Below are 12,033 nucleotides of genomic sequence, written 5' to 3'. Positions count from 1 at the left end.
TTATGAATTTCACGCTCAGGATCTGGCGGCAGCAGAACGCAACGGAGCGCGGCGCAATGGTTACCTATCAGGTAAGCGGCATTTCGCCCGACATCTCTTTTTTTGAAATGCTCGACGTGCTCAACCAGCAGCTGATCGAACGGGGCGAAGAGCCCGTGTCGTTCGATCACGACTGCAGGGAGGGTATCTGCGGAACCTGCAGCCTCTATATCAATGGCCGCCCGCACGGTCCGGTTCGGGGGGTGACAACCTGCCAGCTGCATATGCGTTCGTTCGGCGACGGGGATGTGATCAATATAGAGCCGTGGAGGGCGAAAGCCTTTCCCGTAATCAGGGATCTGGTGGTAGACCGGAGCTCGCTTGACAGGATCATTCAGGCCGGTGGTTATATATCGGTCAATTCCGGCGGCATTCCCGATGCCAATACCATTCCGGTGCCGAAAGAGGATGCCGACGAGGCTTTCGATGCGGCAGCGTGTATCGGCTGCGGAGCCTGTGTGGCGGCATGCCCGAATGCCGCGGCCATGCTGTTCACCGCGGCCAAGGTTTCGCATCTGGCGCTTCTGCCGCAGGGAAAGGTGGAGGCCGCCGCGCGCGTCAGGAAGATGGTTTCCGAAATGGACCGTCTGGGATTCGGTAACTGCAGCAACAGCTACGCATGCGAAGTCGAGTGCCCGAAAGGAATATCCGTTACGACCATCGCACGTATGAACCGGGAATTTCTTGCGGCAAAACTTTTTTCCCGAAAGGAGCGAGTCATCAGGGATTCGATCTGAGGGAGTCTACTCCTTCACGCAGCGCACCGCGAATCCCAGGCGCTTGTGCGCCTGTCCGCGGCGCAGAGCGGAATCGAAATGGCCTGCCGCGCGTCCCCAGGCGCGGATGGAATCTGTTTCCGTTGACGACCAGAGCCTGCTGTACTCACCCTGCAGTACGAAGGCGCCGTCAGTATCCCGCCGCGCGCCTGCCGGCAGCAGTTCGAATCCGCTTTTCCCCGCTTCGCCATCCGGCTGCTGCCAGAGACGAGCTGCCTTGATGCGTCCACCGGCGACCTTTTCGCCTCCAAGGGCTTCGGAGAGCGCGGCCCAGTCCTCGTCGGTCGCCACGCGCCATCCTTCAGGCGCCAATCCTCTCGGATCGTTTACCGCATACCAGTTGTAGAGGCGTCCGTATGTTATTCCGTTTTCTTCGATGTTTTCATACTGGCACCATGCCCCGGTCGTCAGTTTCGACCACTCTTCGGGGTCGCGTACTTCGGGAATCGGATCGCCGTTGCGGTAACGGGCGACGTTCAGATTCCCGGCGGTCCAGATCCGGTTGCCGATGGAGACGGCTGCGTAGGTGTTTCCGTCGATGTCGGTCACGGACTTCGGTTTTCCTCCGCTGCAGGCGGCTACAAGCAGAAGCAGGAGCAGCGCAACAGCGTCGGAGATGGGATTTCTGGAGATCATGGATTTTCGTGTGTTTTTGCTGTTATTCTGGCATATGCTTAAAATAGGGGGTCAAAAGATTTTTTCAAGTTATAATGACGCATAACGTCAGGAGAAATGATTATAATGAATCTTTTTATCCGTATGCGGGTTAACATGTTTTACGATCAGGTTAAGGAAGCAGGTTTTGCCGCATCGTCCGGATGTGCGGCAGTTTTGCCGGAATCGTACTATGTTCGATCTGCATACGTGCGTTTAATTGAGCAGCCGATAATCTCGGCAGAGTATCGTTAACTGTAAAAATTTTGTCAATCAGAATTCCGACGGCGAAACATCGTAGCATTGAACGCTCTGCAACTCATAAGGCAGTGCGGACGTCCGAGGGTTCAAATTCCAATGTATGGAAATAATATTTCTGTTATTACTGATTGTTCTTAACGGCATGTTCGCCATGTCGGAGATCGCTCTTGTTACCGCAAAGCGTTCACGTCTCCAGAAACTCACCAGCGAAGGCGATAAATCGGCTGAAGTCGCCCTCAAGCTCGGCCAGCAGCCGACCAAATTTCTTTCGACAATCCAGATCGGCATCACATCGATCGGTATTCTCAGCGGTATCGTCGGCGAAAGCGCACTTGCCGGGCCATTGTCACTCTGGCTCAATTCGCTGGGAATGGATTCCGAGATCAGCGGCATTCTCTCGATGGTGCTGATCGTTGTCATCATAACCTATACGACCATCGTTATCGGAGAGCTGGTTCCCAAGCGGCTCGGTCAGTTCAACCCCGAAGGGGTAGCCCGCATCGTGTCGCGTCCCATGCTCGCTCTTGCCACCATTACCAAACCGTTCGTTCGCCTGCTCTCCGTTTCCACCGATACCATTCTGCGGCTGCTCGGCAAGAACCCGCTGACTTTGCCGAGCGTGACCGAGGAGGAGATCCATGCCATGCTCGAAGAGGGTTCCGAGGCCGGCATCATCGAGCAGCAGGAGCACGAGATGGTGCGCAACGTATTCCGGCTCGACGATCGTCAGCTTGGCACCCTGATGGTTCCGAGAGCCGATATCGTTTTTCTCGATACGGCCCTGCCTGTTGAAGTGAACATCGAAAGGGTGACTGGTTCGGAACATTCCCGTTTTCCGGTCTGTCAGGGAGGTCTGCACTCCCTGCTCGGCGTGGTCAACGCCAAGCAACTGCTTGCCCAGACGCTGAAAGGAGGACTAACCGACTTCAGCGCCCAATTGCAGCCGTGCGTCTATGTTCCCGAAACCCTTACCGGCATGGAACTGCTCGAACATTTCAGATTGTCGGGCACGCAGATGGTGTTTGTCGTGGATGAGTACGGCGAAATTCAGGGACTGGTCACCCTTCAGGATCTGCTTGAAGCCGTGACCGGCGAGTTCGTTCCCCGGAACCTCGAGGATTCGTGGGCTGTAGAGCGCGAAGACGGTTCCTGGCTGCTTGACGGCATGATTCCTGTGCCGGAATTGAAGGATACTCTCGATCTGAAGAGCGTGCCCGAAGAGGATAAGGGGCTCTACCATACATTGAGCGGTCTCCTGATGTGGCTGCTGGGCAGGATGCCGGATACCGGCGACGTGACGGAGTGGGAGGGCTGGCGGCTTGAAGTTATCGATCTCGACGGCAAGCGCATCGACAAGGTGCTTGCATCCCGCCTGGAGACCCTGACCGAAAAAGAGGAGGGAGCTATGGTATCGCGCGGGGCGGAAGAGCAGGCCTGAAGCCTGCTCTTCTTTCTTTTTTGTGCAATTATGTACATTGATAGGGTGATGTTTCAAAGGCTGCATGGCACTCTAATTCCGAATTGTCCACTCATGATCAAATCCACCGTTTTCCATAAGGGCATCCTGCCTCTGCTTCTTGCGGGTTCCTTCGTTTTGCTTGCTTCCTGCCAGAAGAAAGCTGAAGACGTGATCCTCGAAAAAGTGATAGAGCACTCAACCGGAAGTGATGTCGAGCTGAATACCGGATCCGGCAGGGTTTCTATCGAATCCGAGGGAAAAAAATTCGAAATTACGCAGGATAAGGCGACCTGGCCTGACGACATGCCTTCCGTCGTTCCCAGGTTTGCCTATGGCACCATCATGATGGCCACCAGAACGGAGACCCCCGAATCTGACGGATGGTCCGTTACGATCGAAAAGGTTTCTGCCAACGCCCTCAGGGAGTACGACGCGCTCCTGAAAAAAGCCGGTTTTGAGACGACCCTGACCACGGTGACGTCGGCTGAGGGGTCGGGGGGGACGATTCAGGCGACAAATGGAGCGGTCACGGTATTTCTCATGGGAGACAACAAGGCGCTTTCACTTGCCGTTTCGCAGGAAAAAAAGCAGTAGCGCCGGGTTCACGACCGCAACAGTTCTGCAATCATGACTGATCATCGATGAATACGACTTTTCATAATCCCGAATGCCTTTTCTGTCGCATTGTCCGGGGAGAGATTCCCGCGACGGTGGTTTATCGCAACGAACATGTCCTGGCTTTCAGGGATATTGCTCCGGCGGCTCCGCAGCATGTGCTGATCATTCCAGTCAGGCATATAGCTTCTCTCAGCGATCTGCAGCCTGAAGATCTCGATATAGCCGGGCATATCCTGCTGGCAGCCCGGCAAGTTGCCGAAATAACCGGAGTCCTTGATTCAGGTTACAGGCTGGTATTCAACAATGGCCCGGATGCCTTGCAGAGCGTCTTTCATATCCACGGCCATCTGACAGGCGGCCGCCGGATGGGCTGGCCGCCGTTTCCCGGTGAGGCTTCCATCCACGGCTGAGCTGTTTTTTTTCTGCGAACTGTCGATAAACAGCATGTGCGATGAGTTCTGTCGATCCTGCCGAATACATACGGACGCTCCTGACTCCCGCGGGGCCGGTTTCGTTTTTTTCGTTGCATGCACTTGCCGATAGCGGCTTCAACGGCATAGGCCGTCTTCCGAAATCGCTGAAAATACTGCTTGAGGCTGCGCTTCGGGGTTGCGACGGATATCTCGTTACAGAAGAAGATGTTCGCCGTCTTGCATTATGGACGCCCGGAACGGCAGGTTCTGCCGATATCGCCTTCAGGCCTGCGCGGGTACTTCTTCAGGATTTTACCGGTGTTCCCTCGATCGTCGATCTTGCCGCGCTTCGCGATGCGTGCGAGGAGCTTGGCGCCGATCCGCAACGGATCGATCCGCTTGTTCCCTGCGATCTGGTGATAGATCATTCGGTTCAGGTGGATTTTTTCGCAGATGCCGGGGCATTTGACGACAACCTTGCGCTCGAGTTCGCCCGTAATCGCGAACGTTACGAATTCCTCAAATGGGGACAGAGCGCCTTCCGGAACCTGAGGGTAGTGCCTCCGGGCACCGGAATCGTGCATCAGGTCAATATCGAATATCTTTCGGGCGTGGTTTCAGTTCGGGAGGGCATGGCATTCCCGGATTCGCTGGTAGGTACTGACAGTCATACCACCATGATCAATGCCCTTGGCGTTGCCGGATGGGGCGTCGGAGGCATCGAAGCGGAAGCGGTTATGCTTGGCCAGCCGATCTCCATTTCTGTTCCGAGGGTTACCGGCGTGCGCGTTTCGGGCGTCCTGCGGGAAGGGGTGACTGCCACCGATCTGGTGCTGAGCGTAACGGCGATGCTGCGCAGGATCGGCGTCGTAAACGATTTTATCGAGTTTTTCGGGTCAGGCCTCGCAAGCCTTTCGCTGCCGGATCGGGCTACAATAGCCAATATGGCTCCGGAATACGGCGCGACCATGGGTTTTTTTCCTGTTGACGGCGTTACCGTCGAATACCTGAAGATGACAGGGCGCGATGCGGCGGCCGAGCTTGCCGAACGCTATTGCAGAGAGCAGGGACTCTGGAGGGAAGAGAATAACGATCCAGTTTTTTCAAGGGTTTTCGATCTCGATCTCTCGTCCATCGAGCCCTCTCTTGCCGGCCCGAAACGGCCCCAGGACAGGGTGCCGCTCGCCTCTGTCGCTTCCCTCTGGCGTAAGGAATCCGCCGTTTTTTTCGATGCCGCCCAAGTGGATAACGGCGCTCCCGAGATGGAAAACGAAGGCATTGCCGGCAGCGGCTGCGGTCACGGCGACGAACGGACAGGTTGCGATTCGCCGGTTCTGCCGGGACACGGGGCGGTCGTGATCGCCGCGATCACCTCGTGCACCAATACGAGCAATCCCGCGGTCATGGTCGCTGCCGGTCTTGTGGCTCGTGCCGCCCTGAAGCGGGGGCTCCGGTCAAGGCCGTGGGTCAAGACGTCGCTTGCGCCGGGATCCCGGGTCGTTACCGACTATCTCGACGCATCAGGTCTCTCCGCCGATCTCGACGCTCTCGGGTTTGCGACGGTCGGATACGGGTGCACAACCTGTATCGGAAATTCCGGACCGCTGCCGCAGGCCGTTTCGGACGATATCGAAAGAAGGGGCATCGTCGCTGCCTCGGTGCTTTCCGGAAACAGGAATTTCGAGGGGCGGATTCATCCGCAGGTGAAGGCCAACTATCTTGCCAGTCCGCCGCTGGTCGTGGCGTATGCGATTGCCGGAACTATCGATATCGATCTAACCGTCGAACCGATTGGATACGACGATATGGGCGAACCGGTTTATTTCAGGGATCTCTGGCCGGCGGATGAAGAGATCGCCGATGTCGTCGTGCGGTTTGTATCAAAAGATCAGTTCATCTCCCGATATCGCGACGTTTTTCAGGGAACGGCAGCGTGGCGGGAAATCACGGTGGCAGGGGGAACCCGATATGCATGGAATCCGTCGTCATCATATATCAGGAAGCCGCCCTTTTTCGAGGGGATGACAATCGAACCCACTTTGCCGAAGCCAATAGAGGGGGCACGGGTACTTGCAGTATTCGGAGATTCCGTTACGACCGATCACATCAGTCCGGCAGGAGCGATCAGGGCAACGCAGCCGGCAGGGCTCTATCTGCAGAGTTTGGGGATATCTCCGGACAGGTTCAACAGTTTCGGCTCGCGCAGGGGGAATCATGAGGTGATGATCCGCGGTACGTTCGGCAATATCCGGATTCGCAACCGTATGGCTCCAGGAATCGAAGGAGGGTATACGACATGGTTTTCTTCTGACGAAACCGGGCACGAGATCATGACCATCTACGATGCAGCCATGCGTTACCGAAGCGGGGGTGTTCCTCTTGTCATCCTGGCAGGTCGCGATTACGGCATGGGGAGCAGCCGTGACTGGGCGGCCAAGGGCACACTGCTGCTTGGAGTTCGTGCGGTGCTTGCCCGGAGTTTCGAACGGATCCACCGTTCGAATCTGGTCGGCATGGGCGTGCTTCCCCTTGAGTTCTGCGGCGAAGACGATGCCGACTCGCTCGGTCTTGAGGGGTCTGAACTATTCGATATCCCTGCTGAGGGCTGTCTTGTGCCGGGCGCGATCGTGCAGGTGACGGCCCGTTCGCCCGGAACCGGCGAGGTGAAGCGGTTTTCCATGCGGTCACGCATCGATACATTGCCCGAGGCTGATTATTTCCGGAACGGAGGGATCCTCCAGACGGTGCTTCGCCGTCTGGTCCGGGCATAATGGGCTTGCAGTTTATTGGCTGAAAAAAAACGGCAAGAATTTTTTCTGTTCCATGGCAGTTATTTACATTCAATCCAGTTAAATAATCTGTCATGTATTTTATCGGGACAAGCGGTATGAAAATGTCGGAGCTGCAGGTCGGCGACAAGGCCGAGGTTACAGGGGTAAAGGCGGACCAGGCTGTGCGTCGCCGGCTGCTCGATATGGGGCTCATCAGCGGAACGCGCTTCAAGGTGCTGCGCGTCGCTCCGCTTGGAGATCCTATGGAGATTTATTTCAAGGGGATGTACCTGAGCCTCAGAAAAAGTGAAGCCGAGGGCATATCGGTGCGCAAAACCGGCCAGGCAGGAGACGGCGTTCCGATGTCGGGCGAGAACGGGAGCCGCTCCTTCCGCGGAGGCTCGCAATGATGAACGTGAAGGAGATCAGCGTGGCGCTTGCCGGCAATCCTAATTGTGGCAAGTCGTCTCTTTTCAATGTTCTGACCGGTTCTCACCAGAAGGTCGGCAATTTTTCGGGCGTTACCATAGAGAAACACGAGGGCTATCTTGACTACGGAGCCTACCGGATACGGTTTGTCGATCTTCCGGGCATATACTCCCTCACCCCATACTCTCCCGAAGAGCTGGTTACCCGCCGTTACCTTATAGACGAGCGGCCCGATGTTGTGGTCAACGTGCTCGAAGCTCCGAATCTCGAGCGGAACCTGCAGCTCACCACACAGCTCATGGAGATGAATGTCGATTTTCTTGTTGCACTCAACATGATTGATGAGGTCGAGGACAAGGGAATGTCGATCGACGTCAAGCAGCTTCAGCGCCTTCTCGGGTGCCATATCGTTCCTACCTCGGCAAAGAAGAAAACCGGTATGGATTCCCTTCTGGCGCATATCGTGAGGGTGTATGAAAAAGATATTGAAATACAGAAGAACAAATTGTCGTTCAGGCCGGAAGTGGAGGAATGGGTCGATACCGTCGCAGGGTTTCTGAAGCGGGAAATGGAGTTTGTCGGCGTCGAAGTGCGCTGGCTTGCCATCAAACTGCTTGAGAACGACCGCGAGGTCTATCATCAGGTACAGCAGTATCCTGTATGGGTGAAAGTCGAGCTTGCCCTGCAGGATGCTCTCCGTTCATCGGCGAAGCTGTTCGATTCGGATCCTGAAATGCTGATCACCGAGGATCGTTACGCGTTTATCAGGGGCGCAGTAAAAGAGTGCGTAAGGGTTTCCGAATCAAGGAAATCGACGCTGACGGACTATATCGACATGGTGGTGCTCAACAGGGCGCTTGGCCTTCCGGTTTTTCTGCTTGTGGTCTGGGGGATTTTTCAGATCACCTTTACGCTCGGCACCCCGCTCATGGACATGCTCGAGTTTCTGTTCGGCGCGTTTGCCGGCGCTGTAGAACCGCTTCTTCCGCATCCCACCCTCCGTTCGATCGTCATAGACGGCATCATTGCCGGCGTAGGCAGCGTACTGGTGTTTCTTCCCAATATCGTGCTGCTTTTCATCGGTCTTTCCTTTCTCGAAGCGTCGGGGTATATGGCCAGGGCGGCGTTTGTAATCGACAAGGTGATGCACCGGTTCGGCCTGCACGGCAAGTCGTTCATTCCCATGATTACGGGATTCGGATGTTCCATTCCGGCCATCATGGCAACGCGGACGCTCAAAAGCCCGACGGACCGTCTTGCCACCATTTTCGTTATTCCCTTCATGAGCTGCGGCGCCAAGCTTCCGGTCTATGTGCTGCTTGCCGGAGCGTTCTTTCCTCCGGACGTTGCCGCCAACGTGTTGTTTTCTATCTATCTGTTCGGGGTGGTCATAGCTCTCCTCGTGGCGAAGCTCCTGAAATCAACCGTGCTGAAAAGCGATTCCGAACCATTCGTGATGGAACTTCCCCCCTACCGGTGGCCTACCTTGCGGTCGGTGCTGTTTCAGGCGAGGATCAAGGCTATGATGTATGTTAAGAAAGCCGGAACGCTTATTCTTATGGCAGTCATCATTATCTGGGCCGTCAGCAACTATCCGCACAGCGCGGCGATCGACAGCGCTGCTGAAGCGGAACGCGCCCGCATCGAAACAGATGCCGGCTCGCCGGCCGAAAAGAAGGAGGCTCTCGATGAGCTGGAGTACAGGACGCAGTCGGAACAACTGCAGCACTCCATAGCCGGCAGGTTGGGCAAAGTTATCGAACCGGCCATAGCGCCGCTCGGGTTCGACTGGCGAATCGGAATAGCGCTGGTCACCGGGCTTGCGGCAAAAGAGGTCGTGGTATCGACCATGGGTACGATCTATGCTCTCGGAGAGACCGACGAGTCCTCGGCCGAACTCGCAACGATTCTGAAAAACGATCCGGCTTTCAGCCGCGCTACCGCGCTCAGCCTCATGGTTTTCGTACTTCTCTATATTCCCTGCGTTGCGGCGGTCGGCGTCATGAAAAAAGAGATAGGGCAGTGGAAACCTGTTCTGCTCTACTCGGTTTTTGTGCTTGCACTCGCCTGGGTGTTTTCATTCATTACCTATCGCGCGGCTCTCCTTATGCTGTGACCTCGGCCGGCTCTTCGGTTACAGGGTTGACGAGGCCGGCATTTTCAGCCTGCGTGATGATGTCTTCGACGGGAAGGTTCATTGGCGTCTTGCTGCCGTCTGTCATGAGGATAACGACGTCGGGATGCGCCTTGCGATGCTCGGCCATCACCGATTCCCAGTGCTGCTGCAGTGCCGGGTCGAGAGAGTTCCATGCCAGGCGTCCCCGGCATTTCGGGAATTTCGAGCACCCGAGCCATAACCCCCGTTTTCCGCTTCTGAGATAGAGCGGCGCTCCGCATTTGGGACATGGCAGATCGGTCAGTACCGGAGGGGTTTTGAGCGGTTCGATATGGCGCTGCTTGCTGAGGTTCAGCAGGGTATTGCATTTCGGGTACCCGGAGCAGGCAAGGAAAGGCCCAAGCCTTCCGTCGCGAAGGAGCATCTGGCCCTCTTCGCAGGAGGGGCATTTGATGCCGGTCTGCCTGGCTTTAGGTTTCGTGGAACTGATGGGCTTGATGTTCTTGCAGGAAGGGTAGCGTGAGCAGCCGAGAAATTTGCCGCTTGCCGTCCATTTGATGATCATGTGCCCTTCGCCGCATTTATCGCATAATTCAGCAGCGGAGTTCTGAGGAATGAGCGGATCGTTTTTCCTCAGGCCGAGAGCGGTCTCCAGCGGTCGGTAAAAGCTGTCGAGCACCTGTTCGTACTCATCCTCTCCGGCAGCGACCTTGTCGAGTTCGTCTTCCATGAACGCGGTAAAGCGTACGTTGAAAATATCGGGAAAATTGGCGACAAGTATCAGCGAGACGTCTTTTCCAAGCTCGGTCGGGATGATTTTCTTTTTCTGCAGTTCCACGTAGCGGCGCTCCTGAAGCGTCGAGAAAATCGAGGCATAGGTCGATGGGCGGCCGATACCGTAGTTGTCGAGATCCTTGACCAGCGTGGCCTCGCTGTATCTTGCCGGAGGCCGGGTGAAGCTTTGTTTGCGGTCCATGCCGCCAAGGCTGAGCGCGTCAAGTACGGCCAGGCCCTCGGGAATTCTTACGAGCTGCTCTTTTTCGGCGTCTTCATCTTTTGTGGAGGTTCTTGCTTCGTAATCGAGTTCCTGCTGGTCGTCGTATACCCGCATGAAACCGGGGAAGAGCACCCTGCTGCCGTTGGCGCGGAAGACGAGCTGCTTTTCCCGGTCCTCGACATCGACCTTTGTCTGCTCGATTTTTGCAGGGGCCATCATTGCCGCTATAAGTCGTTTCCAGATGAGTTCATAGAGCCGGTACTGATCGCCGGAGAGATAGTTCCGGAGCGATTCCGGCGTTCGCGCAACCGAGGTCGGCCTGATGGCTTCATGGGCATCCTGTGCGTTTTTCGATGATCTGGCGGCGGTGTTTCCGCCGGTGTAGTCATTTCCGAAAGAGGCACGGATATAGCTGTGGGCTTCGGCAACGGCTTCAGTTCCGATACGCGTCGAATCGGTTCTCATGTATGTGATCAGGCCGGTAGCGCCTTCTCGGCCGAGATCGATGCCTTCGTAGAGCTGCTGGGCAATGCGCATGGTTTTCTGCGAACCGAAACCGAGCTGGTTCGATGCAGCCTGCTGCAGGAGCGAGGTTGTGAACGGCAGCGGAGGTTTTCGCAACTGGGTTTTCGTGGAGATATCCCCGACGGCGTAGAGCCGTTTTTCTGCAAGTGCGGCAATGGCTTCGGCCTGTTCCTGCGAGGAGAGTTCGGGCTTGCCGCCGTTATATCTTATCAGCCTGCTGCGGAACGAATCCCCTTTGCCGGTCAAGAAATCGGCGGAAATCGTCCAGTACTCCTGTACTTCGAACCGGCTGATCTCCTCTTCGCGTTCGCAGATGAGCCGCAGGGCTACCGACTGAACCCTTCCTGCAGAAAGCCCCCGCAGCACGACATTCCAGAGGAACGGACTGATTTTGTAGCCTACGATTTTGTCGAGCCCCTGCCGGGTCTGCTGCGAGCGTACGAGGCGGTAGTCGATCTGGCGAGGTTCCCTGATAGCCGCGAGGATGGCGTTTTTGGTGATTTCGTTGAAGAGTACCCGGTAGACCGGTTTGCCGTGCGCATCGATTTCGTTTGCGATATGCCAGGCGATGGCCTCACCTTCGCGATCAGGGTCGGTTGCGATCATGATCGCGTCAGCTTCAGATGCGAGTTTCTTGAGCTGGCGGACAACTTTTTCCTTTCCGGCGATTATTTCATACCGGGGTTCGTAGTGATGATCGAAATCAAGGCCGATCTCCCGTTTCGGCAGGTCCTTGATGTGCCCGACGGAAGCGAACACCGTGTAGCGGTCGCCGAGGTACTTGTTGATGGTTTTCGCCTTTGACGGGGACTCAACGACAATAAGGGTTCTGTTCTTGGCTGAAAGAGCCGGTGTTTTTGATGCCATTGATCGATCCCTGCTGAAAAGGAGGTTATCCGAGAATGTGCCGTCTGCCTGCGGGCCGTCGAGGTGCCCTGAAATTTGAAAAAAGATAGGTGTTGGTTGCCAAAAAAC

9 protein-coding genes are annotated in these 12,033 nt (G+C 56.0%); 7 read left to right on the top strand and 2 right to left on the bottom strand.

Annotation, left to right across the window (positions count from 1 at the left end; translation table 11 throughout):
• Positions 1–2: 2 nt before the first annotated feature.
• Positions 3–776, top strand: coding sequence for a succinate dehydrogenase/fumarate reductase iron-sulfur subunit (locus K4305_RS00820; protein WP_331560422.1), 774 nt, complete (start codon positions 3–5; stop codon positions 774–776).
• A 6-nt stretch (positions 777–782) separates the two neighbouring features.
• Here K4305_RS00820 and K4305_RS00815 read toward each other — a convergent pair whose 3' ends face one another.
• The gene (locus K4305_RS00815) at positions 783–1,451 is read right to left on the bottom strand and encodes a fibrobacter succinogenes major paralogous domain-containing protein (RefSeq protein ID WP_331560421.1); all 669 of its coding nucleotides are present in this window, start codon (positions 1,449–1,451) and stop codon (positions 783–785) included.
• 379 nt (positions 1,452–1,830) lie between these two features.
• On the opposite strand from K4305_RS00815, the gene K4305_RS00810 reads away from it, so the two are divergent.
• From K4305_RS00810 to feoB, 6 genes are all read left to right on the top strand, one after another.
• The gene (locus K4305_RS00810; RefSeq protein WP_331560420.1) at positions 1,831–3,168 is read left to right on the top strand and encodes a hemolysin family protein; all 1,338 of its coding nucleotides are present in this window, start codon (positions 1,831–1,833) and stop codon (positions 3,166–3,168) included.
• A 93-nt stretch (positions 3,169–3,261) separates the two neighbouring features.
• Positions 3,262–3,783, top strand: coding sequence for a hypothetical protein (locus K4305_RS00805; protein WP_331560419.1), 522 nt, complete (start codon positions 3,262–3,264; stop codon positions 3,781–3,783).
• Between the two features lie 47 nt (positions 3,784–3,830).
• A complete protein-coding gene (locus K4305_RS00800; protein WP_331560418.1) occupies positions 3,831–4,217 on the top strand; it encodes a histidine triad nucleotide-binding protein in 387 nt (128 codons plus the stop codon).
• 41 nt (positions 4,218–4,258) lie between these two features.
• Positions 4,259–6,991, top strand: a complete 2,733-nt coding sequence (gene acnA / locus K4305_RS00795) for an aconitate hydratase AcnA (RefSeq protein WP_331560417.1) — start codon at positions 4,259–4,261, stop codon at positions 6,989–6,991.
• Between the two features lie 116 nt (positions 6,992–7,107).
• Entirely contained in the window at positions 7,108–7,401 is a 294-nt protein-coding gene (locus K4305_RS00790) for a FeoA family protein (RefSeq protein ID WP_331560578.1), read from the top strand.
• On the top strand, positions 7,398–9,536 hold the full coding sequence (gene feoB / locus K4305_RS00785) for a ferrous iron transport protein B (RefSeq protein WP_331560416.1): 2,139 nt from the start codon (positions 7,398–7,400) through the stop codon (positions 9,534–9,536). Before K4305_RS00790 ends, feoB begins: the two co-directional genes overlap by 4 nt.
• Here the strand turns inward: feoB and topA are convergent.
• Complete coding sequence (gene topA / locus K4305_RS00780; RefSeq protein ID WP_331560415.1) at positions 9,526–11,925, bottom strand: type I DNA topoisomerase; 2,400 nt, start codon at positions 11,923–11,925, stop codon at positions 9,526–9,528. The genes feoB and topA overlap by 11 nt on opposite strands.
• Between the last annotated feature and the right edge of the window lie 108 nt (positions 11,926–12,033).

It is taken from the genome of Chlorobium sp. (assembly GCF_036528655.1).
Classification (GTDB): Bacteria; Bacteroidota; Chlorobiia; order Chlorobiales; family Chlorobiaceae; genus Chlorobium.
Note: the sequence above shows the minus strand (reverse complement) of the source record. Positions and strands in the feature narration are given on the sequence as shown.